The following is a 23235-nucleotide window of genomic DNA, read 5'->3' on the forward strand; positions in this document are numbered from 1 at the left end:
CTACTTCCCGTCAGTCGTCACCGGACGAATATCCAGCTTACTCACCAGCGCCGGATCCGGCAGCAATGCCGCGTGCAGAATCGTCTCGGCGACCTGCTCCGGTGCCACCATCCACGATTGATCCTTCTGGTGACTGCCCGGGTGAGATTCGTGGTGAAAACGCGTATCGACGGACCCAGGGCAAACCAGCGTCACGCGAATGCCGTCCTCCCGCACATCCTGCAGCAGGGACTTCGTAAACCCGTGCACGGCGTGCTTGCTCGCGAAATACCCGCAGCCCATCTTCGCCTGATTCTCCCCCGCCAACGACGAGACATTGAAGATGTGACCCCAACCGTTTTCCTTCATCCGGGGCACGGCCAGGCGCGTCATGTAGAATGTCCCGAAGACGTTGACGCGGAACTGACGCTCGAATTCGTCATCCTCGAACTTGTCAATCGGGCGGAAGACGCCGACGCCTGCGTTGTTGATGAGAAAATCCGGATTGCCTGCTGCGTCGATGGCCTTGCTGGCAAACTCCTGGCAATTCTCCCAGGAAGAGACATCCAGTTCGATTGCGGTGGCGGCGTTTCCTTCTTGCTTCAGGACTTCGACTGCAGTCTCGATCTGCTCGGCATTCCGAGCGCCCAGGACTACATGCGCCCCGGCACGTGCGAAGGCGAGAGCGACTGCTCGTCCGATTCCTCGGCTGGCTCCTGTGATCCAGGCGGTCTTTCCGTGGAGGTCTCGACTTCCTTGGGGCATGGGGAGTTCTCGCTTTCGTTTTGATCGTCATCGTCCAGCCATAACACAGGCGGCGGAGTGTTCCCGCGGCGCACACGGCGGGCTCTGCGCGGGCCCAGGAATGTCATGATCAGGATCTTGATGTCCAGCCACAGCGACCAGTTTTCGATGTAATACATGTCGTAGCGCAGACGCTGCGAAATCGATGTGTCGCCGCGGAGGCCATGGACTTGAGCCCACCCTGTCAGGCCGGTGCGAACTTTGTGCCGGGCCATGTATCGGGGAATTGCCTCGCGGAACTTGTCGACGAAATACGGGCGCTCGGGCCGCGGTCCAACAAGGCTCATGTCTCCGCGCAGGACGTTCCAGAGTTGCGGCAACTCGTCGATGTTCCAGCGCCGCAGGAATCGGCCGATAGGCGTAGCGCGCGCGTCATCTTGACTCCCCCACTGCGGGCCTTCAGGCTCCGCCGTCAGCGGCATCGTGCGGAACTTGTAGATCGTGAATTCCTGGCCATCCACGCCAAGCCGCGCCTGACGGTAAACGGCAGGCCCCGAAGAGCTGCGTTTGATGAGGAACGCGAGAATCGGATACACGGGAATCAGAACACACAGGCCAATCATCGAAACGGCGATATCGAATCCGCGCTTGATCAGAATATTCCAGCCCTGGAGAGGCGTCTCACGCAGCGTGTAGATGGGAACAGAAGCGATCTCGTCGTAGAAAATCTGCGTGCGCATCATCTCCGTCAGCGTGGGAATCACGTTCACGCGGACCGTTTCCATTTCGCTTTCCATGAAGAGACGCAGCAGGCTGTCGTGAGGCAGTTCGCTTTGCGCGACGAAGACTTCCTGGATGTGATGCTCGCGCAGCAAACGGCGGATGTCCTCCGTTGTGCCCAGCACGGGAACGCCACCGATCGTTTGACCAACGCGTTTCGCGTCCGACGCGACGAAGCCGACCTGCTCGTAGGCGTACTCGGGACGCCAGCGCAGGCGTGCGGCGAGCCGAATCGCCGTCGTCCCCAGGCCGATGATCAGAACCCGCGTCCGCGGAAGGCTGCGCCCCATGAAGTAGCGCACGATGATGCGTTGCAGGAGGAATCGCCCGATCAGGAGACAGGCCGTCACCGTAATGAGTGTGTACGGATACATCAGGCGAGCAATGTCAGGCACGCGCCAGAAGTAGTTCCGAACGACAATGAGCGCAATCGCCAGCGCCGATCCCTTGAAGAGCCGCCGAGCGCGGTTGAAAGAGATCACGCGCGGGTGGTTCTGGTAATTGTGCGTCAGATTCAGAGCAAGGAACCAAAGCCCCATGGCCCATGGAAGCTGCTCCATGTAGAGCCATGGATCCCAGCCGCCGGACGGCGCGATGGGCCCGGCATGGAATCGCAGCCAATAGGCACACGATAACCCCACGAGAACCGCCATCAGGTCGGCCACGGTCTGCAGCAGAAGGAATTCGGTTCCCTTGGACCGATGGTTCAGCATCGCAGTTGGGCTTCCTGGAGTATCCACTGGGCGAGCTCATGACGGAAATTCGCGGGAGAGAATTTACACGCGTGCATTCTCGCCTCAGATTGACTATAGTCCTCTTCCTGAAACCCCGTCAACAATTCGGCCAAAGATTCTGCATCTTCTCCTTCGAAGAACCGCCCCGTCTTGTCCTCCACGACAGTTTCAGTCACGCCGCCTGCCCGCAAGGCAAGCACCGGCCTGCCGCAGGCCTGGGCCTCGAGCGCGGCGATTCCATAGTCCTCCACGCCGGGATACAGCAGCGCCCGGCAGTGCTGATACGCGTCCCGAAGGTCTTCCTGCGGGACCCAGCCTCGAAAGTCCACGCCTTCGTGGGCCGAAGCCTGCAGAGCCTCCCGTTCCGGACCGTCACCGACGACGACAAGCTTCACATCGGCCAGCCGGGCGGCCTCGACGGCGCGCTCGACGTGTTTGTAGGGCACCAGTGCAGAGACCACGAGGAAGTAATCGCCCGGAGGATCTTCGGAGGGGACAAAGAACTCCAGATCCACAGAGGGGTAAATCACGCTTGCGCGGCGGTCCCAAAACCGCTCGATTTTCCGCGCGATATGGGCGGAATCGGCGGCAATCGCGTCGATGGATTGAGCCGTCGCGGCATCCCAACGCTGCAGTCGGCCGCGAAACAGCTTCAGGGCCGTATCCTGAATGGCTTTGCCCGATAGATAGTCCTCGAAGTGATCCCACACGTATCGCATGGGCGTGAAGACGTAGGCCATCATGGTGCCTCGCCGGGGCGGCGGGGCGCCCTTGGCAACGCAGTGCGAGGTGGCGACCACGAGGTCGTAGTCGGCGGTCGGGAACTCCCCCACCGCCCGCGGCATCATCGGCAGAGCCTTGCGATAGTGGCGTCGCAGCGCCGGGAGACGATCGGCCCAGCGCGATTCGATGACGTTCATTCGACGGATCGTGCGGCTGACCTTGCCCGGCTCGTACAGCAACGTGTACACATCGGCGTCGGGCAGGAGCTCGCAGACATGCTCGAGCACCTTCTCGCCGCCACGCATGCCATTCAGCCAGTCGTGGACCAGTGCCACGCGCCGCCCACACGCAAAATCCTGAAGCTGCTCGATGCTTGCCCCGTTCGTCATGAGATGGAGGAAAGCCGCGGATGGCCGGGAAGGTCAAGAGGGACGGTTCGCCAAGCCAATAGAGAAGGGCGCAATAGCAAGCTGCCAACACCGATGAACGTCAGCGATTTTGACTACACCCTGCCGGAAGAATTGGTCGCCGCGCACCCGAGCGAGCGGCGCGATGAATCGCGTCTGCTCGTGGTTCCGCCCGGCGCGGGCTCGGAACATCGCCAGTTCCGTGACCTGACCGAGTATCTGCGCCCCGGCGATCTTCTGGTCATGAACGACAGTCGCGTGATTCCGGCGCGCCTGTTCGGACATCGTGAGCCGGGCGGCGGCAAGTGCGAGGTGCTTCTGCTCGAGCCGGCCGGCGATCTGAAATGGCAGGCGATGGTCCGGCCTGGTAAGAAGTTGCGAGTGGGTTCACGGATCGTTTTCGGCGAAGGGCTCGCCGCGGAAGTCGAGGAAGATCTGGGAGGCGGCGAGCGCCTTCTGCGCTTCGAGTGCGGAGGCGAATTCCGCGAGGCCCTGGATCGGCTCGGGCACATGCCGCTGCCGCCGTATATTCTCGCACGACGTGGAGCGCGCGAATCGCTGCCCCAAGATCGTGAACGCTACCAGACCGTGTACGCCGATCGCGAAGGCTCTGTGGCAGCGCCGACCGCCGGGTTGCATTTCACCGACGAGATGCTCGCCGCCATGAACGACATGGGAGTCGAGACGGCGCGGGTGACGCTTCATGTTGGCGCCGGGACCTTCCAGCCCATTGCCGTGGATCGCATCGAAGATCATCCGATGCACGCCGAGGAATATGAGATTTCCCCCGAGGTCGCGGAGACGATCAACCGCGCAAAATCGGAAGGGCGTCGAGTCATTGCCGTCGGTACCACTTCCGTTCGAACAATTGAGAGCGCCGGCGCGACTGGAGAGGTTGTTCCAGGTTGCGAGAAGACGCGCCTGATGATCCTTCCCGGTTACAAGTTCCACATCGTCGATGGGATGATCACGAATTTCCATCTACCCCGTTCGACGCTGCTCTGCCTCGTGGCCGCAATGATCGGGCGCAAACGCCTGCTCGATCTCTATGAAGAAGCGATCCGCGAGCGCTATCGATTCTACTCCTACGGCGACGCGATGTTGATTCTACCGCAAGGGAATGCCGATGCTGTCGAATGAAGCTCTTTGGTTCCTGTTTCTGATTCTGGATCTCGGCGTGCTGCTCGTGCTGTTTCGGTTCTTCGGACGCACGGGCCTTTACATCGCCATCGCGTACAGCATTTTACTGTGCAACATCCAGGTGCTCAAGACCGTCGAACTCTTTGGCATGACGGCGACGCTGGGGAACATCCTGTACGGCAGCCTGTTCCTGGCGACGGACATCCTGGGGGAAGTCTACGGCAAGTCGGCGGCGCGCAAGGGCGTCATCATCGGATTCGTCGTGCTGCTGATCATGACGGTCTACATGCAACTTGCGCTGCAGTTCCAGCCAGACAGTTCCGACTTCGTCGATCCGCACCTGCAGGCGATCTTCGGATTCCTGCCCCGCGTGGCCGCCGCCAGCTTCATCGCGTACATGGTCAGCCAGTTCCATGACGTTTGGGCCTTCCATTACTGGAAGGCCCGGTTCAAAGGTCGTCATTTGTGGCTGCGGAATAATCTGTCGACGATTGTCAGTCAGGCGATCGACTCGGTCGTCTTCTGCTCGATCGCTTTCATCGGAGTTTTTGAGACATCAGTCGTTGTGAGCATCTTTGTGACGACCTATGTCCTCAAACTCGTCGTCGCAATTCTCGACACGCCGTTCATTTACCTGGCATGCCGAATGGCGGGTCACTCTCGCGGTACAGGTTCAGGGGCCGGCGCTTCCTCGGCCGGCTGACTGAGTTCGCCCGGCACCTTGAATTCTTCTCGCTGGCTCTTGAAAGAATCCGGCTGATCTTTGATCCTTCCGACAACGTACCAGTAGTAGGACGCGCCGGGCTTCAGCGGCGTGTCGAGCACCGTGGAGAAGCCTTCCACCACGGTTGTCGGCTGGTCCGGATGATCAGTCCCCTGCTCCCAGACATAGACTTCGTACTTCATTTCCTTGTCGCCCGACCAGGAGAGCAGCGGTGTTAAGTCCGTCGCCTCGGGCACCTCGAATGAGACGGTCAATTCGGAGGGGTCTTTCGCCTCATCGTAGAGAATCGCGGCGACGCAGGCCGTGGAATTCGCCGCGAACGTTCCGGCAATCAACGCCACGAAGCCAAGTCGCGCAAGGTCCGCACGACGCTGCGGCGCCATGATGACGAGGCCACCGATCTGGATCCCAATGGAACCGATATTCGCGAACCCGGCCAGCGCGTAAGTCATGATCACGCGCGTCCGGGGGCTCAGTACTTCACCCATGCTTTGCAGATCGGCAAACGCGACGAACTCGTTTGCGATCGTCTTCAAGCCCATCAGGCGGCCCGCTTGAACCATCTCCTCTTTGGGAACGCCCATCATGAATGCGAGCGGGGAGAAGATGTAACCAACGATGGTCTTCAAGTTCCAGGCTTCCTGCAGGTGGAATCCACCGTCGCCAAACGGGAACATGATCGCGCCACCGATCAGGCCGATCACGAGATCCAACACGGCGATCAACGCCAGGAAGGCGATCAGCATGCCGCCAACATTCAGAGCCAGCTTCACGCCTTCGCCAGCCCCGCCGGCCGCTGCATCGACGACGCCGTCGTACTGCTTCGGCATATCGATGTTTACCTTGCCGAGCGTCTCTGGTGTTTCCGTTTCTGGCACAATCAATTTGCCAAACATCAGCGCGGCCGGAGCCGACATGACGCTGGCCGCAAGAAGGTGGCCCGCAATGCCTGGGATGTCCTTCGACAGCATCCCTACGTAGGCCGCCATCACACCGCCTGCCACCGTGGCGAAACCGCCGGTCATCACCGTCATCAGTTCGCTGCGAGTCATGGTCGGAACGAACGGCCGCACAATCAGCGGCGCTTCGGTCTGTCCCACGAAGATATTGCCGGATGCCGACAGTGTTTCCGCACCACTCGTCTTCATCGTGACGGCCATCACCCAGGCAATGCCCTTCACAACAAGCTGCATGATGCCCAACTGATAAAGGATGGCGGTCAGTGCGCTGAAGAAAATGATCGTCGGCAGGACGTTGAACGCGAAGTAGAATCCGAACTTGCCCTGACCGCCTGGCTTCGCGAGTTCGCCAAAGACGAACTCCGAACCGGCCTGCGTCGCCTCGATGACCTTCATGAAGACGTTATTCATGAGAGTGAAGAACCACTCGCCGGGCGTCGTGCGCAAAATGATCAGCGCGAAGATGAGCTGAAGCCCCAGTCCCCAAGCCATCAGCGGCCAGCGCTTCAGCGCTGCCTTGCGATCCTTGCTCATGGCCAGACAGATCGCCATCATGACCAGGATGCCGAAGAACGGAATAATCCGAGACAATTCACTACTCCTGCGGCGGGTGCCCGCCTCGTAACGTTTCCTGAACAAAGCCAGCCTGTTTGACTGCCTTCCTCGGCGTACGGGAGCAAGCAAAGTCTTGGGTTTTGAATGGAACGGGGAACGCAGGGGGTGTGCACTCGTGATGATCGGGCAAAACCTGAATGGGTGCAATTGCAAGGCCAAATAGTAATAGTAAGCGCTTTGACTTAATTCACGCACGGCTGCATTGCCGGTGGAAGCGAATCTATCTGCATCTTGTTTCGCGTTTTGCCCGGATTAGTTAAAGCACTTTTACACTTGACCTGGGAGCGCAATGCGGTCCAAATGAAATCGCTGTCTGCCGAGTTTCTCAGGCCATTTCGGACAATCAACCCCTCCAAGGCTATGCGTCAAAGAACCGAGCAGCAGAGAATCACGAGGAAGTTGTCAAAGCGCTTACACTTCAAGAAAGGACCTCCAGAAAGGACAAGACGAATTATGATGAAACGTACACGCAAGACTCTCGCTATGGCGCTGGGCTGTGGGCTGCTTGCCGGCTCCGCATCTGCTGCCCTTGTCGTCAGTAATTCCGCCGACAACTCGGCCTACGATGGTGGGTTCAGTGATGGAATCTCCGCAGGCACTGGTTGTGGCGCCTGGACCGTTGTGACCGCCACGAATGCTCTGGCATTCACAGGAAACTCGCGCGCCAATGGGTTCGCGGCCGGCATGGGCATCAATACGCCAGGTGGCGACACCGGGCGCGCCTTTGGCCTGTCGGCTTCCGACGGCGATGCCAGTTCCGCGGTCCTGCCATTCAATAGCGCCGTGCAAGTCGGACACACACTTCGGTTTGGTATGGACTACGGCTTCATCGAGAACGGCGGCGTGATCGGTGCGCGTTTGCAGAACGCAAGCGGCGAAGAGGTGATGGCACTGACGTTCACAGGCGGCGGCGGCTTCGATGCAGTGGACGCTGGCGGCACAACAGCCACCGGAATCGATTACTCCTCCGACGGATTCGAGGTTGAGATCACGCTCGACAGCGCGTCCACCTATTCTGCGTCTATTCTGCGCTTGAATGATGGCTCGGTGACCGATCTGTCGGGCACGCTCGCCTCCCCTGCCGGAGGTCAGTCCATCAACCAGGTCGCCTTCACGTGCGACAACGTGGCGACATCCGGTTCCAGCGGCGATCAGGGCTGGTTCTACTACTTCAATAGCATCGAAGTGGATGATAACACGGACACTCCGACGATTGTTGCGGCAGATGACGCAGACGACGCGGCCTACGACGGTGGCTTCTCAACGGCGCTGAATGGCGGAAGTGGCTTTGGTGCCTGGGTGCTTTCGACCGGAACCAATGCGCTCGCCTTCACAGGCGATTCTCGCGCAAACGGCAGCACTGGCGGCCGTGGAATCAATACGCCCGGTGGCGATCTGGGAACAGCGTGGGGCATCTGCGCATCAGACAGCGAAATCGCCGAGGCGGTTCGCCCGCTGAGCACCGCGCTGGCTGTCGGACAAACCGTGAGCTTTGAGATGGACTACTCCTTCGTTGAGAATGGTGGATTGGTTGGTGCGGCTTTGCGGAACGCAAGCAATGAGAAACTGCTCTCCATCGAATTCCTCGGTGGTGGGAGCGGATTCTACGTCAGCGATGGTGCCGGCCAGACCGATACCGGATTGGGTTGGTCCCAGGAGGGGTTCCTGGTCGAGTTCACACTCGACACAGCGTCGACGTACACCGCGGTCGTGACAAGCTATCGGGATGGAGCCGTCTATACAGTCTCCGGATCGCTCGCCTCGCCATCGGGCGGCCAGGTCATCGACAACCTGGCATTCTTCGCGGATAACATTGCACCGAGCGGCAGCGCGTCCGATGCGGGCTGGGCGTATTACTTCAACAGCCTGGAAGTCACTGGAGCAGCAAGTGGCAGCGCTGTGAGCGACTGGATGCAGTACTGAGAAGGCTTCGGCTTTACAGTCCGAGCAATAGGAAGTTCTAGGGGGCCCTCCCGATCCAGCGGCCACACTGGATCGGGAGGTTTCTTTTTAGGGGACACGAACTTCTACGATTGAAACCCACCGATCGCCTTCTGGGGTATCAAGGCTCTGAACAATCTTTGCCGCTACATCTCCAATGCTCAATGGGGCAACTGGAGGCCACGGAGATTGGGGCGCGACAACCCAGATGCGTCCGTGAAGATCGGTGGGGATGTCTGCATCCGAACGCGTCGCGGATAATGCGAGCGTCTCGAACTTGAAGGTTGGGGAATTGAGAATCCAGTCCGGCACGATGATCATTTCCGGCGCGTCATCTGCTGAACGAAGTGCCCGTGCCAGTTCGGCAAAGGTATTGTTGAATTCGTGATCGGTCGCCGGATGGTCCGGCCAGGTTCGGAAGTAGCGCAGCATCTCCCCCGCTGCGAACCATGCGAGGAATACGAGGAGGATGCCCGCGGCCAGGTGCCGATTTGTTCGGGTCTCTGCGAAGGCAAGGATGGCCTCGAGACCCAGCGCCAAGACGGCTGCCACGGCAGGAGTCAGAAGCAGCAGTCGCAGCATATTCGGCGCGCCGAACGAGAGAACCGATGCGAGCGACCCCACGATAAGCCAGACGATCAGAAAGGCCTCCGGCCATTGTCGGCGCCAGGCTCGTTTGCAGGCGACCGCGAATCCGAAGTAGAAGAGAAGTCCGGTGACAATATCGAAAACGGGGATGCCTGTGCCGTGGGGATCCATCTCGGGGGCACCGGAACGCTTCCGATCAATCCAACGCGCTGCGGAGTCGGGTCCGTCCGAAGACCAGAGAATGCTCTGCACGAACCGCGGTGGCCCAGGGATGTTGTGCTTGCCAACGTGATCGCCTCGAAAGGCCGGCATGAGCGCAACATCGCGCGCCTGCCGAGCAATCCGCGCCCAACCCTCAGGCCCTTGGCTGATTAACGAGACTTCCTTCTCGCGTCCACTGAAGTGCTCGGGATTCGCGATGTAGTCGATGCCGAGCGGAAGAAAAACAATGATCGCGGCCAGAATCCCCGCAACGGATGCGCGCCGGCTGCAGTGGGCGCCATCTACTTTGAGCTTCCAGACAATTCCAAGAACGATCCCAATCAGCGCAGCAACGACAAACAGTCGCATCGACAGGTACGTGTACAGCGACAGACTGAGCAGGGCTCCCGTAGCAATCGCATCGAGGAGCTTGCGCTTCCTGATTGTCCGATACAGAAAGCCTGTGATCAGCGCCGCAAAGAACGGCGTCAGAATCGTTCGGAAAGCCAGGCGGGAGAAATGAACATGCCAACGCATGAACGAGAACACACAAGCAGTGGTGAGCGCATCCCGCGGCCCCATGAATTGTCGCGACATCCACCAGACCGCCGGGATTGTCAGCGTGCCGATCGCTGCGCTGACGGCTCGAATTGCCGTCGCATTGGGCCCGCCGACCAGAATGCCGATCGCCTCGAGATACATGTACAGCGGCTCGCGGGGGTGCCCTTCCGTCATGAAGAAGATCGGGAATCCATGACCGTGAATGACCCCCCATGCATCGAGTCCATTGATCGCCTCGTCGTACCACAAGCCCGGCGGCAGGACATCAAGATGCCAGAAACGCAGGAGCCCTCCCACGAGTGTGATCACAGCAAGCGCGATCCACTCCCAACGGGCGATCGGGGGCGGTGTGGCGGTTGGCGAATTTCGTGGCTCGTCCGTCTTCATGCCCGGCACTATGAGGAGACGGGCGAACGAGGGAAATCGGAAATGTGAGAGGTCAGTGCAAACTTGCGCGGTAACTCTGCAACGCAGCGTTCAGTTCGTCGATTGTAATGATCCCATTCCCATCCAGGTCGGAGGACAGTGGAGCAGAACGAAGACCGCGAAATGCCAGAACGGTTTGATTGAACTCTGAGAGCACGACTTCTCCGTCACCATTCTGATCTCCGGCCAAAGCTGCAATCAAAGTGAGTCTCGTCGCCCCATAGGATGGAATCAGGTAGAGATTCCCACCAAGATTGCTCCCGAGGATGCTGGAATGAGAGCCCGAGTGGGAGCTGTACGTTGCGACCGTGAATTCATCGCCTGAAGCTGGCACGAAGCCATCGATGACTTGGACATGCAGGTTTCCGGCGAAGCCCGCGTTCCCTGTGATTGCCATCAAGTCGTGCTCGAGCCCGGGAACGTAGCCGCCGATCTCGATTTCGAGTGCCGACGCTGCAGTTTCCGAGTAATCCCCGTCCACTGTCAGAGTTCCCGCTGACAAGCCTGGCGCCGCAGTTCCTCCTGCAAGCTCGAGAGTTCCCTGGACATTACCATTCCCGCCAATTGTGCCGCCTTGGATCAGGAGGCTTCCAGCAGGAGCGACCACAGCCCCTTCCACGAGCATCGAACCTGATTCTTGAGTGGCTCCAGCCCCGACAAACTCAAGGACTCCGGCGGAAGAGACCTGCAGCACGCCCGCGTTCACGAATCCTTCAGCGCCCGGCTGAACGGTCATCGTCCCCCAATCGACGACGATCTGCCCTTCGTTCCGGAAGCCGCCCGCACCATGAAGGATTGCCCCGTTGCCCTGGATCCGATGAGAGGATGACTGAGTCAGGATGGCTCCAGGGGCGGCATCAATGCTCATGCCTCCGTCCATCAGGATTTCTCCGAGGCCATCGAGCGTTTGAGTCGCGTTTGCCAGCGTCAAACCCGTGAGTCCGGACATCATCAGTGTGCCATTGTTTGTAACGCCACCATCGAGAACCAGCGTTCCCCCATCCGGGACTTCATTGGTGATCTCCAGTGCTACGGAGTTGAGAGTTGCGCTCGTGAACCGGCCTCCATTGGCGATCACACCTCCTGCAACGATAGCATAGATATTAGCCGGCCCATCGATAGTTCCCGAGTTGTTATCGATGGTGCCCTCCACGGAGAGGGCATCGGAACCGGAGGCAGTAATCAAACCCCGGTTTATTCCACCTAACACACGCAATGGTGCTCCGGGCCAATCGCCTTGGATCAGGCCGAAGTTCCTTATGCCTCGAATCTCGGAGTAGTTTCCTCCCCGAATCGTGTGACTCGCTGTGTTGAACAGAGGGGCCGTGTTCGCATCGAGGATGGCGCCATCCAGAATAAGTTCTCCCGGACCTGACAGCACTGTTGAACTGCTCGTTGCGATCGTGGCGCCAAAGGCCTGAAGGGTTCCGTTATTCACCAGGTCCCCGTCCAAAATCAACGAATCGCCCGGCTGCGCTTCCGTGAAGACTTCCAGCGTCACATCGCGGACAACAGCATTCTGGAAACGAACTCCATTGGACAAGGTCCCGCCCGTCAGATCTCCAAGCGCTACAGCCGAGCCATCAACTACGCCACCTGTGTTGTCGATGACGCCCTCGAGAGTAAGCGCGTTCGATGCCATGCACTGAATGACTCCCTCGTTCGTCCCACCGATCATTCGCAAAGGGCTCCCCGGCCACTCGCCCGAAATGGTTCCGAGATTCCGAAGATCTCGCAGTTCGGCGAGATTTCCCCCACGGATTGTGTGTCCGGGGCCGTTGAATAATGGCGCGGCGGTTCCATCGATGATCGTCCCATCGGTTATCAGCTCGCCGATTCCCAGAAGTTGGCTTGTTGTACTGCTGGCGATGGTGGCATTGAAAGCCTGCAGTGTTCCGTTGTTCGTTACTTCGCCATCGAGTGTCAGGTGATCCCCAGGCTGCATCTCGGTAAATACTTCAAGGGTCACATCGCGAATGACCGCGTCTTGAAAGCGGACCCCATTGCTCAATGTTCCCCCCGTGATGCTGCCCAATGCCACAGCGGGACCATCGATCGCCCCGCCGGTATTTGTGATGCTCCCTTCGAGCGTCAGTGAGTTCGAACCAGAAGATTGAAAAACTCCTACGTTCGACCCGCCGATGACTCGCAGAGGCGATCCCGGCCACTCGCCGGCAATTGTCCCCTGATTGTAAACGTTATGTGCCTCGGCGAGGTTGCCCCCGCGAATCGTGTGAGTCGGGCCGTTGGTCAAGGGGGCGGAAGTTCCATCGAGAGTCGCCCCATCCAGAATGAACTCGCCTGGACCTGAGAGCAGAGCCGTGCCACTCGTGGCGATGGTCATGCCGAATGCCTGGAGAGTACCATTGTTCGTGACTTGGCCATCGAGAGTGAGTTGGTCGCCAGGTTGCCCTTCAGTAAAAACCTCCAGGGTCACATCTCGAATGACGGAATTCTGAAACCTGACGCCATTGGCAAGCGTTCCGCCGGTGATATCTGCCAGCGAAACGACTGTGCCCTCGATCACACCGCCAGTATTATCGATTGTCCCTTCCAAAGAGACCGCGTTTATGGAATTGGAGAGAATGGTCCCTTGGTTGACACCACCAATAAAGCGAAGAGGATCGCCCGGGTTCTCCCCTGCAACTTGTCCCAGGTTGTGGAGATTGCGCAACTCAGTGCCGAGCCCACCTCGCATCGTGTGGCTGGGTCCATTAACGAATGGTGCAGAAGTCCCATCGAGCACTGCGCTGTCGAGATAAAACTCGCCGGAGCCAGACACGATCGAGGAACTTGCGGCATCGATGAACCCTTGAAAGACCTGCAACGTTCCGTTGTTGGTGATGTCGCCATCCAGATGCAGCGTATCTCCGGGGTTGAGTTGATTGTAGACTTCCAGCGAAACGCCACGAATTGTGGAATCCTGAAAGCGCGCGCCGTTCGAGATATCACCGCCAGTGATATCTGCAGTCGAGACCGCGTTTCCATCGATCACTCCACCCGTGTTGTCGATCGTGCCTTCGAGTGAGATCTGCCCCCCGGATGAGGCCTGAATGAGCCCCTGGTTCGCTCCACCGTTCACTCGCAGAGCGCCGGGCGATTCGCCGACGATCTCACCGAGATTCGTCGGCTTCCGAACTTCCGCGCTGTCGCTTCCGCGAATCGTCTGACTAGCCCCGATCGTCCAAGATGTTCCGCCGGTTGCCGCGAGAACGGAGGATTGGGAGAGGCTGATCTGCCCTGTACCATGGATGGTGCTGCCACTTGACACTTCCAAGATTGCGGGACTGGCGCCGCCAGGCAGGTCGACCGAACCATCATTCGTGAACGAGTCGGAGACGATGCTCAGTACCGATCCGGCGCCTATCTGAAGCGAATCCCCCGCGCCCACGTCCAGCCCATCGATCGTGTAGGACCCGGACAATACCGCAAGAGCATTCGTGCCTGGATTCGCATCGATGATGGCCAAACAGGTCGTTGATGGATTATTGTCAGGGATAACGGCCGGGGACCAACTGGAGGGAGCCCCCCACCCATTGTCGGCGATCCACGTGACACTGATCTGGCCCCCTTGAGAATCGGAGGAAACAGCGAGCAGCGCCCCTACTAAAAGGACGATGGGAAACCAGCGTCTCATCTCAATCTCCCCAAACGCGAGAATGGTCGACAATGAAAGTTCGCGGAAATGAATAACGCGGTGTCGAATCTACGCCCCCTCTTCCGTGCTACAATGGGAATCTGGGAATTCATCGCGTCATCGGCCTGGAGGGCAGTATGATTGATCGGGAATCGGCAAAATCCTCGTTCTCCCCCACTTTGGCCTTGCCCGAGCCCGGGGGAGGTCACTATAGATTCCCCTCGTTTCGGGGGGTGGTTAGCTCAGTTGGTTAGAGCGCCGGCCTCACATGCCGGAGGTCACAAGTTCGACTCTTGTACCACCCACCACCGAGCTTTCCAGGGCCTCTCCTCCGCGAGAGGCCCTTTTTTCGATTTCGACGGCAGAGGATCACGTTATGGTCAAACGAATCAGCGTCAAGGGCTCCGGACAGGGGCTGCATGAGTTCACCGGCCAGGTCGCGGCAGTCGTGCACGAGTCCGGCATCAGCGAAGGGCTCTGCACGGTCATGGTGCAGCATACATCCGCCAGCCTGACGATTCAGGAGAATGCCGATCCGTCCGCCCGCCACGATCTGGAGAATTGGCTCAACCGACTGGTGATGGAAGACGATCCGCTCTATACGCACACGATGGAAGGGCCGGACGACATGCCGTCGCACATCAAGGCCGCTTTGACATCCACGACGCTGTCGATCCCGGTGTTGGGCGGGCGACTTGCGCTCGGCACTTGGCAGGGAATCTATCTGTGGGAACATCGGCGGAGAAGCGGATCGCGAAACATCGTCATTCACGTGGGCGAGTAACTTGACCGAACAGAACTCGTGCTGGAGTGTTTGGGTCGATACTGGCGGAACCTTCACGGACTGCCTGGCTATCGCGCCGTCCGGCGAAGTCCGCCGGGCAAAGGTCCTGAGTAGCAGCGCGCTGCGCGGCCGTGTGACGGAGGTTCTCGAAGGCGGGCGCTATCGTGTCGAAGGACTGGCCGGCCTGCCGAAGGATCTTCCAGTTGGGTTCACTTGCGCGCGGTTGGATGAATCAGCTTTAGCAGCGCGCGTCTCCGGATTTGATCCGAATGAAAGCGAGCTTTCTATCGACGGCCCGCTTGAGCTGAAGCCTGGGGATGCCTTCGAACTGTGCTCCCCGGACGAAGCCCCCATCCTGGCCACTCGTGTCGCTCTGGGGGTTGCCGCAAACGGATCCATTCCCTCCTTTACGCTTCGCCTGGCGACGACTCGCGGTACAAACGCGCTGCTCGAACGGCGCGGTTCTCCACCCGCGCTCTTCATCACACGTGGCTTTGGCGACTTGCTGCGAATTGGCACACAGCAACGTCCCGACTTGTTTGCCTTGGAGATCAAGAAGCCGGCGCCGCTGTACGCAGAGGCAATTGAGATCGAAGAGCGCCTGGCGGCTGACGGTTCTGTTCTGCAGCATTTGGATGTCGAAGCCCTTGATGACTCCATCAAGAGATTACTCCACGCAGGAATCGAATCCGCGGCAGTGGCTCTGTTGCATAGTCATCGCAACAGCACGCACGAGCGTACGCTGGCAGATCGCCTGCGTAAGCGTGGCTTTCGATACGTCTGCGCGTCGAGCGATCTGGCTGAACAGATTGGCATTCTCGGGCGCGCTCAGACGGCTGTTGTGAATGCCTACCTCTCGCCTGTGATCGATGCCTATCTGCAGAACGTTGCTAGCCAGGCGGGACCCGGCCTTCGCACTCTGCATGTTATGACCAGTGCAGGCGGTCTGGTTCAGCCCAAGGATTATCGTGCGAAAGACAGTCTGCTCAGCGGGCCGGCGGGCGGGGTTGCGGGAATCGCAAGTGCCGGAACGAAATCGGGGTTCACAAGACTGATCGGCTTCGACATGGGCGGTACGAGCACCGACGTGTCGCGCTGGGACGGCGACTTCGAGTACATCTTCGAGCACGACGTCGGCGACGCACACCTTGTAGCGCCCGCGCTTGCAATCGAGACAGTTGCGGCCGGCGGCGGATCCGTTTGTCAATTCGATGGCGAGAGGTTACGAGTCGGTCCGGAAAGCACCGGCGCGTCGCCGGGTCCTGCGTGCTATGGCGCAGGCGGGCCGCTGTCTCTGACCGACGTGAACTTGCTGCTCGGACGATTGAATCCTGCGGCCTTCGAAATTCCGATCTTCCCGGACGACGCCCAGCAGCGGCTCGAAGAGACACTCCGCGCGCTGTGCGAACGTACCGGAACGACGATGTCGGAAAGAGAACTTCTCGAGGGTTTCCTGGCGATCGCAAACGAGCGCATGGCGGAAGCGATTCGCCGTGTCTCCGTCCGAAAGGGCTACGACCCGCGCGATCACACGCTGGTCGCATTCGGCGGGGCAGGTGCACAGCATGCCTGTGGCGTTGCAGAACTTCTTGGCATTACCACGATCCTCGTTCCCGAAGACGCCGGCCTTCTGAGTGCGGTTGGTCTGGGTCATGCCATGATTGAACGGTTTGCAGAACGCTCAGTCCTTGCTCCACTTGCAGACATCGTGGAATCAATCACTACCTGGCTGGACGACTTGGCAGAAGAGGCGATGAAAGCCCTCCAATGCGAGGGGCTCGTGCGCGATCGCATTGTCATCCGCCGGCGCATCGCCAACGTACGATTCGCCGGTCAAGACGCGACGCTCGCAATCGAATTGGATGATCCCAGTGACCTTCAGAAGGACTTTGAACGCCGCTACGAGGCTCTCTACGGCTATCGCCCGGAGTCGCGCCCGCTGGAGGTCGTTTCTCTCCGGTTGGTGGTGTCCGAGCGACCGCGTACTGAAGTACAGAACGCAACAGTTCCAATTGCATACATGCCAAAGCCGGCAGGGAGCGTCGGCGAAGTTCCGACGTATCGCCGTAGCGAGCTGCGAGCAGGAGCGCAAGTTATCGGTCCTGCCTTGATCTTCGAAGCACACAGCGCCACCGTCGTCGAATCGGGCTGGACTGCGAGCATCGACGCGGTAAGAGCCATCGTTCTGAGGAGAGAACCATGACGCGAAGCAGCAAGGCTCGCAGACAACGCATTGCGCTCATCACGGGTGCATCGGCCGGATTCGGTGCGGAATTTGCGCGGCAACTCGCGGCTGACGGCTACCACCTGATTCTCACCGCCAGGCGACGTCACCGACTCAAGGAACTCGGGGATGAACTGCATGCGAAGTATGGAGTCCGCGTGCTGATCGAGACAGCCGATCTGGCAGAGCCAGGGGGCGTGGACAAGCTGCTGCGATTCCTGGATGAGAAACGGATCGTGCCAACGCTTTTTGTCAATAACGCAGGCTTTGGTTTTCACGGGGCGATCGTCGAGAATACAAATGAAGCCACGCGAGCCATGCTGCATGTAAACATCGTCGCCGCTACGTTGTTGGCCCGATCCATTGCCGAGCGAATGCTCGCGCGCGGGCGTGGAGGTATCATCAACCTCGCGTCGCTGGCGGCGTACCAGCCTTGTCCCTACACCGGCGTTTATGGTGCGACGAAGTCTTACCTCTATATGTTCTCCGAATCGCTGCGCGAAGAACTGCATGGAACTCCGATTCGCGTGATGGCGCTGTGTCCGGGCATGACAAGGACAGAGTTCCACCTGAACGCCGGGCCGCCGTATCGAATGCAGCAGGAAAGCCTTTTTGCGGATGTGGGCGACACCGTTCGCGAATGCCTTTTAGTATATCGTCGCGGCAAGAGCGTCTACGTTCCTGGCTGGAAGAACCGGGCCGCGATCCAGATCCAACGATTCGTTCCTCGCTCATGGGTCACGCGGCTGGCGGCTTGGGTATTAGCCCCGATCGGAGAGAAATAGTCATGCACGCCGACCCGATCCAACTCGAGCTATTCACGAATCGCCTGCGCGCCATTGCCTGGGAAATGGGCGAACTGATGCGCCGCACTGCGATGTCGACAAATGTGAAGGAGCGGCTCGATTTCTCCTGTGGGGTCTTGGATGCTCGTGGTGAATTGGTGGTGAATGCGCCGCACATTCCCGTTCACCTCGGTGCACTTGGCCTGTGTGTTCAGCAGGTCCAAGCTGCTCTGGATCTGCAGCCCGGCGATGTGGCCATCACGAATCATCCCGCTTACGGCGGTTCGCATTTGCCCGACGTGACAATTGTGACGCCGGTGCACTGCCAGGGTGAACTGATCGGCTTTGTGGCAACGCGCGCGCACCACGCAGAGATCGGCGGCGCGACTCCGGGATCCATGCCCCCGAGCGCGACTGCTCTTGATGAGGAAGGCGTGATCATCGCTCCTCGCCTGCTTGTCCGACAGGGAAAAGCCCAGTGGGATGAGATTCGATCAATCTTAACGGGCGGACGTTATCCAACGCGTCTGATTGAGGAGAATCTCGCCGATCTGGCTGCGGCCGTGGCAGCAAACCATCGCGGCACCGAGGCCTTGCGTGCATTGGCAGAACAGGACGGAATCACAGCGTTGACTGGAGCAATGTCCGCCTTAAAAGCGCGAGCCGAGCGCCGGATGCGCGAGGCGCTGCGTAGAAGAGGGGACGGAGTCTACGAAGCAGAAGAACGTCTCGATGACGGATCCCCGTTGCGCGTTCGAATCAAAGTCTCCGATGGAGACGCCATAATAGATTTCGCAGGCACTGCACCAATCCATCCTGGAAATCTGAATGCAACTCCGGCCATCGTGCGCAGCGTCGTGATCTATGTCCTCCGCCTGCTCGTCGATGAGCCGCTGCCATTGAACGAAGGGCTCCTCGCGCCCGTAACGCTGCGCATTCCGATGGGCTCGATGTTGAATCCAGACTTCGAAGCCTCTCCCCCGCCAGCCGTTGTTGGAGGCAATGTAGAGACGAGCCAGCGTCTCGTCGATACGCTCATCAAGGCGCTTGGCCTGATGGCATGCGGACAGGGCACGATGAACAACACGCTGTTCGGGAATGAACGATTCGGATACTACGAGACGCTTTGCGGCGGCGCAGGAGCAGGCCCTGGTTTCGGTGGAGCCGACGCGGTGCATACCCACATGACAAACACGCGCATCACCGATCCGGAGGTTCTCGAACATCGGTACCCGGTGCGTGTTGAGCGCTTCGCAATTCGAACGGGATCCGGTGGGGCTGGTCAATTTCGCGGCGGAGATGGAGCGGTGCGCGAGTTGCGCTTCCTGGAACCAGTGCAGGTCTCCCTCCTGACACAGCACCGCGTCGAACGTCCCTTCGGTATGGAAGGTGGCGAGCCCGGACAGATCGGCCGTCAGCGCATAGTGAAAAGCGATGGTAGCGTTTGCTCTCTGAGTCCAAGTGCGAGCATCGAATTACAAGTGAATGATCGCTTGATTGTTGAAACGCCGGGAGGCGGCGGATATGGACTTTCGAAGACTTAGGACTCGGACAGTGTCCCAATCAGGCTCTCGACCTGTCGCGAAATGGCTGCACGTTCTCTGAGCAATCGCGGAATCAGGCGCCTTCGCCCCTGCAGGATCTTTGCGGCGCGCGCCCAACGAATTCCATCCTGGCGCAGATCGCGGAAGCGCAAACTGGCAATCCACGCACCTGGCAGCGACACGAAGTATACTAATCCGGCGAGAATAGATAGCCACCACGAGACTCCAAACCAGATCAGAAGCGCGATCAGGATTGCCGACTGGATCGCAAAGAAGATCGGGGCGATCACAAGCCCCGGAATGAGCAACCAGGTCGAATGCGCAACGATGCCATCCGGGTTGAACCGACGCTCGAATGCAACGACAGCTCGCTCGGCTATGTAGGCATTCACTCGTCCCCATGCGGCAATTGGAAGCCCAATGATCCACATTGCGGATCTCATCGCAAGTCGTGCTGCGACTCGCGACATCGAGGAAGCCGAGTCGAGTTCATCCGGCCGCAATCCGAGAGCATCCAATGCACGACCGAACCTCGTGAGACGGCGGGAGATACGCGCGGCATCTTCGGGCGCCTGTGTTTCCGCCCGCTTACGCCACACCAGGAAAAGCTCGGCGGTCGATGAACCTGCCTGGCTCTGTTGTTCGGGAGAATCGATCGCCGGAGGCTGCTTGACCGCGCCACGATTCCATTCTGCGATGTACGAACGCGCTGCCAGCATCGCCTCGGTGCGCTCCTGCCACGAATTGGCGTGAAGCGAGAGACTCCGAAGTTGCGACTCCAGATCCCGCGTAAACTCGGTCATCGCGCGCCGTGGGTGCTCGTTGTATGTCTCCAGATAATCGGTTGCAGCGATGGGCTCGCCAACAACGATGCGCGCGGCACTGCGCCATCGCGGAGAGTCCTCCCACTGCAGGCCAACAGGCACCACGTGAAGATCGAGATTCCAGCCGGCAGCTTCCTCCGCACCAAAGGCCAGCCTTGCCGTCCCAACCTTGATCTTCTGCACCTTCGGTTCGTGTCGCGAGATACCTTCCGGGAAGATCGCCACCGTTTGCCCTGTGCGCAACTTGTCGCCGAGCTCTGCCAGTGATTTCCGATTATCGGAGGGATCCGCACCCGCATCGATCGCGCGATGAATCGGCACGCACCCGAGCTTGCGCAGAAACCAACCGAGTACAGGCTTCTTAAACAGGAACACAGCCGATGCGAACGCCGGAGGTCGTGGCATTTTCGCCATCAGTACAAGCCCATCAGCCAGTGAATTGCCATGGTTGGCTGCATACAAGACCGGGCTGGAACGCGGCAGACGTTCCAGCCCGGACACATCGATTCTTCGATAGAAAACTGCAACGGCAAGGCGCACAAGGAGTATGAGTAGAGCCTTCATCCGCTGCCGTCCTTGGATCAGTTGTTGTCGTTCGACTCCGTCTCTTCTTCTTCGCGATAGCCGCGGCGGTGGCGCACGTTGTAGCGCTTTCCGTACTCGTAACCATAGTAGTAGGCAGTCGACTTCTGGCTGCGCTTCACCTGGTTGTTGTACACAACGCCAAGGATGCGAACGTTCATGCTGGTAAGCGAGTCCGTTACGCTTTCTAGTATATCGCGACGCGTGCGGCCGATGTTGGCAACCAGACAGACGCCGTCGACCTTCTTGCCGAGGACGAAGGAGTCGGCCATTCCGTGCAGTGGCGCGGAGTCGATGATGATCGTCTTGTATTCCTTCCGAAGATCCGTGATCAACTTCATCATCGCATCGCTTTCGAGCAGTTCCACCGGGGAGGGGGAATCATGCCCGGCCGGAATGACATCCAGGCCGCCGTTGACGTCGGTGTGCAGCGCTTCGCGCCATTCGCACTGGCCTGTCAGAATATCAGAGAGACCCGGGCGCTTGTTGATCTGGAAGCAGCGATGTGTAATCGGCAGCTTCAAGTCGCCATCGATCAGAAGAGTCTTCTCTCCGCGGCTGGCGAACACGATGCCGAGGTTCGAGGCGACGGTCGACTTGCCCTCACGTGGGAAACAACTCGTCACGACGATAACCTGTGGCGAATGCCCAGCCGTTGAATACTGAAGCGACGTGCGAAGGAAGCGGAAAGCTTCCGCCTGGCCGGACATGGAGCCGGAGTCGTCGATCAACTGAATCCGGCGGCGCTGGCGACGCCTCACGAGCGGAATCTTGAATGTCCCACCCAGGTAAGGCACCATGCCGAGGCTTGCCAGACCAAGTTCAGTCTCAACCTGCTGCGGCGTGTGAATGCTGCGATCGAGCTTGTGTAGACCAAGCGCGAGCGCCACACCAAGAAAGCCACCGAAGAACGTGAACAACACCATGGTCGTGGTGAAGTCGGGCGACGACGGGAAGCGCGGAACGCCGGCTTCGCTGAAAATCGTTACGTTCGACCCTTCGATATCGGCCGAGACGTTGATCTCCTTGAAACGCGACAGAAGTGAATCGTACAGTTCCTTCGTCGAGTCGACTTCGCGTTGCAGCACGTTGTACTGCACCATCTCTCCACGCAGACGCTGGACGAGTTCTTCTGCTTCGCCAAGACGATCCTGGAGAGCATCGAGACGCATCCTGGCCAGTTTTGCACGACCCGCCGCCTCGGTACGCACGCGACCCGTGGCACTGGTGATCTGGTCGGCAAGAGCGGTGATCTGACGCTCAAGTCGACGAAGCGGCGGATAATCCGGCTCGTTCTCCGCGGCCATCGCAATCCGTTCGATTTCGAGTTCGTTGCGCTTCTCCGACAACGCCACGTAGGTGGGATCTTCTGTCAGTAGATAACTGCGAACTTCGGATTCCTCGGCTGCTTTGGCCTCTGCCTCGTACATCGAGATCTCGTTCTTCGTATCCTCGATGCTCGCGCTCAGAGTTCTCATCGTCTCGACTGCGATCGAGAGATTCTGCTCCATCACGCGCAAGTCCGAATCGCCCTTATATTCGTAGAGGGCCTTCTCGGCATTTTCGAGGCGATCCTTCGTATCATCGATCTGATTCTGGAGGAACGTGATCGCGTAGCGATAGGACTCGCTCTTATCCTCGTTCAGGCTCCGTATGTACTGGACGCTGTATTCATTGGCAATGCGTGCGGCGCGGATCGGATCGGGGTGCGTCACGGAGATGCGAATCAGCTTCGTCTCGAGGTGCTGGCGAACGCCGACACGGCTCTGCAGATTCGCAATCGCACCCTGGAGTTCCAACTCCTTCGGGTCGACAGGAACCGGGCGATGCGGAATGACCATCTTCCGGATATTGCGCATCTGTTCCTGTGTCCAGGCGATCACCTTCTCAACCGGCGATAGTTCGCGCGGCGTGTGCTTCACATTATCCATCAATCCCAGCGCGTCGATCACCATCTTGGTGACACGCGGGCTGCGGATCATCTCGACCTGCGTCTTGATCTCGTCGACGTAGCTGACGGAGCGGCCGATCTCGCCGAATTCGACGATCTGCGTCGAGGTCGGCTCGTACTTGATCATACTCGAGGCGGAGTACATGGGCGTCGACTTCTTAAGTTGGAAAACGCCGATGAACATGAAGATCAGGACGGAGAAGAGAATGATCCATTTTCTCCGCCACAAGATCCCGGCGTATTCGCGGACGTCGAATCCTCCGCCTTCGTCAAACTCGGAACGCAGTCCCGTGCCTCTCCCCTCGTTCCGAGAGGGCGTTTCATCTGCGTTCCTATGATCGATATTACTCACGAGTATTGCCTTTCCTCGACTGATATTCCC

15 protein-coding genes and 1 tRNA gene are annotated in these 23235 nt (G+C 59.2%); 8 read left to right on the top strand and 8 right to left on the bottom strand.

All coding sequences use genetic code 11. The annotated features are described in order from the left end of the window. From KQI84_00700 to KQI84_00710, 3 genes are read right to left on the bottom strand one after another with little or no spacing between them, the layout of a single operon-like run. Positions 1-744: an SDR family oxidoreductase gene (locus KQI84_00700; protein MCB2153378.1), complete on the bottom strand. Its 744-nt coding sequence runs from the start codon at positions 742-744 to the stop codon at positions 1-3. After that, positions 633-2216 carry an undecaprenyl-phosphate glucose phosphotransferase gene (locus tag KQI84_00705; protein MCB2153379.1) on the bottom strand — a complete coding sequence of 528 codons (1584 nt, stop codon included), beginning with the start codon at positions 2214-2216 and terminating at the stop codon, positions 633-635. Before KQI84_00705 ends, KQI84_00700 begins: the two co-directional genes overlap by 112 nt. Further along, the gene (locus KQI84_00710; GenBank protein ID MCB2153380.1) at positions 2210-3295 is read right to left on the bottom strand and encodes a glycosyltransferase; all 1086 of its coding nucleotides are present in this window, start codon (positions 3293-3295) and stop codon (positions 2210-2212) included. The genes KQI84_00705 and KQI84_00710 overlap by 7 nt, the downstream gene beginning before the upstream one ends. Positions 3296-3442: 147 nt before the next feature. On the opposite strand from KQI84_00710, the gene queA reads away from it, so the two are divergent. Together queA and KQI84_00720 are read left to right on the top strand one after the other, a co-directional pair. Beyond that, a complete protein-coding gene (gene queA / locus KQI84_00715) occupies positions 3443-4507 on the top strand; it encodes a tRNA preQ1(34) S-adenosylmethionine ribosyltransferase-isomerase QueA (protein MCB2153381.1) in 1065 nt (354 codons plus the stop codon). Further along, complete coding sequence (locus tag KQI84_00720) at positions 4494-5210, top strand: queuosine precursor transporter (protein MCB2153382.1); 717 nt, start codon at positions 4494-4496, stop codon at positions 5208-5210. Before queA ends, KQI84_00720 begins: the two co-directional genes overlap by 14 nt. Here the strand turns inward: KQI84_00720 and KQI84_00725 are convergent. Continuing rightward, positions 5162-6781: a NupC/NupG family nucleoside CNT transporter gene (locus KQI84_00725; protein MCB2153383.1), complete on the bottom strand. Its 1620-nt coding sequence runs from the start codon at positions 6779-6781 to the stop codon at positions 5162-5164. The two genes, KQI84_00720 and KQI84_00725, sit on opposite strands and share 49 nt — an antisense overlap. Positions 6782-7258: 477 nt before the next feature. Between KQI84_00725 and KQI84_00730 the strand changes: the two genes are divergently transcribed. Next, entirely contained in the window at positions 7259-8728 is a 1470-nt protein-coding gene (locus KQI84_00730) for a hypothetical protein (GenBank protein ID MCB2153384.1), read from the top strand. A gap of 87 nt (positions 8729-8815) precedes the next feature. Here the strand turns inward: KQI84_00730 and KQI84_00735 are convergent, their stop codons facing one another. Both KQI84_00735 and KQI84_00740 read right to left on the bottom strand, forming a co-directional pair. Next, the gene (locus tag KQI84_00735) at positions 8816-10483 is read right to left on the bottom strand and encodes a glycosyltransferase family 39 protein (protein MCB2153385.1); all 1668 of its coding nucleotides are present in this window, start codon (positions 10481-10483) and stop codon (positions 8816-8818) included. A gap of 52 nt (positions 10484-10535) precedes the next feature. After that, positions 10536-14159 carry a hypothetical protein gene (locus KQI84_00740; GenBank protein ID MCB2153386.1) on the bottom strand — a complete coding sequence of 1208 codons (3624 nt, stop codon included), beginning with the start codon at positions 14157-14159 and terminating at the stop codon, positions 10536-10538. Positions 14160-14390: 231 nt separating this feature from the next. On the opposite strand from KQI84_00740, the gene KQI84_00745 reads away from it, so the two are divergent. The 5 genes from KQI84_00745 to KQI84_00765 all read left to right on the top strand — a co-directional run bounded on the left by KQI84_00745 (position 14391) and on the right by KQI84_00765 (position 19496). After that, positions 14391-14467: transfer RNA gene (locus KQI84_00745), tRNA-Val, on the top strand. Positions 14468-14535: 68 nt separating this feature from the next. Next, the gene (locus KQI84_00750) at positions 14536-14943 is read left to right on the top strand and encodes a secondary thiamine-phosphate synthase enzyme YjbQ (GenBank protein ID MCB2153387.1); all 408 of its coding nucleotides are present in this window, start codon (positions 14536-14538) and stop codon (positions 14941-14943) included. A 1-nt stretch (position 14944) separates the two neighbouring features. Beyond that, positions 14945-17146 carry a hydantoinase/oxoprolinase family protein gene (locus KQI84_00755; protein ID MCB2153388.1) on the top strand — a complete coding sequence of 734 codons (2202 nt, stop codon included), beginning with the start codon at positions 14945-14947 and terminating at the stop codon, positions 17144-17146. After that, positions 17143-17952, top strand: coding sequence for an SDR family oxidoreductase (locus KQI84_00760; protein ID MCB2153389.1), 810 nt, complete (start codon positions 17143-17145; stop codon positions 17950-17952). Before KQI84_00755 ends, KQI84_00760 begins: the two co-directional genes overlap by 4 nt. Positions 17953-17954: 2 nt before the next feature. After that, positions 17955-19496, top strand: a complete 1542-nt coding sequence (locus KQI84_00765) for a hydantoinase B/oxoprolinase family protein (GenBank protein ID MCB2153390.1) — start codon at positions 17955-17957, stop codon at positions 19494-19496. Here KQI84_00765 and KQI84_00770 read toward each other — a convergent pair. Both KQI84_00770 and KQI84_00775 read right to left on the bottom strand, forming a co-directional pair. Beyond that, complete coding sequence (locus KQI84_00770; protein ID MCB2153391.1) at positions 19493-20884, bottom strand: 1-acyl-sn-glycerol-3-phosphate acyltransferase; 1392 nt, start codon at positions 20882-20884, stop codon at positions 19493-19495. The two genes, KQI84_00765 and KQI84_00770, sit on opposite strands and share 4 nt — an antisense overlap. Positions 20885-20901: 17 nt before the next feature. Next, complete coding sequence (locus tag KQI84_00775; GenBank protein ID MCB2153392.1) at positions 20902-23205, bottom strand: polysaccharide biosynthesis tyrosine autokinase; 2304 nt, start codon at positions 23203-23205, stop codon at positions 20902-20904. Positions 23206-23235: the final 30 nt, after the last annotated feature.

The sequence above is a fragment of the bacterium genome (assembly GCA_020444065.1).
Taxonomy (GTDB): Bacteria; Sumerlaeota; Sumerlaeia; order SLMS01; family JAHLLQ01; genus JAHLLQ01.

Bases quoted from the DNA above. Each gene is read 5' to 3' on its own strand.
- KQI84_00700 (MCB2153378.1), bottom strand. From the start codon at position 744: ATGCCCCAAGGAAGTCGAGACCTCCACGGAAAGACCGCCTGGATCACA.
- KQI84_00705 (MCB2153379.1), bottom strand. From the start codon at position 2,216: ATGCTGAACCATCGGTCCAAGGGAACCGAATTCCTTCTGCTGCAGACC.
- queA (MCB2153381.1), top strand. From the start codon at position 3,443: ATGAACGTCAGCGATTTTGACTACACCCTGCCGGAAGAATTGGTCGCC.
- KQI84_00720 (MCB2153382.1), top strand. From the start codon at position 4,494: ATGCTGTCGAATGAAGCTCTTTGGTTCCTGTTTCTGATTCTGGATCTC.
- KQI84_00730 (MCB2153384.1), top strand. From the start codon at position 7,259: ATGATGAAACGTACACGCAAGACTCTCGCTATGGCGCTGGGCTGTGGG.
- KQI84_00735 (MCB2153385.1), bottom strand. From the start codon at position 10,483: ATGAAGACGGACGAGCCACGAAATTCGCCAACCGCCACACCGCCCCCG.
- KQI84_00740 (MCB2153386.1), bottom strand. From the start codon at position 14,159: ATGAGACGCTGGTTTCCCATCGTCCTTTTAGTAGGGGCGCTGCTCGCT.
- KQI84_00750 (MCB2153387.1), top strand. From the start codon at position 14,536: ATGGTCAAACGAATCAGCGTCAAGGGCTCCGGACAGGGGCTGCATGAG.
- KQI84_00760 (MCB2153389.1), top strand. From the start codon at position 17,143: ATGACGCGAAGCAGCAAGGCTCGCAGACAACGCATTGCGCTCATCACG.
- KQI84_00765 (MCB2153390.1), top strand. From the start codon at position 17,955: ATGCACGCCGACCCGATCCAACTCGAGCTATTCACGAATCGCCTGCGC.
- KQI84_00770 (MCB2153391.1), bottom strand. From the start codon at position 20,884: ATGAAGGCTCTACTCATACTCCTTGTGCGCCTTGCCGTTGCAGTTTTC.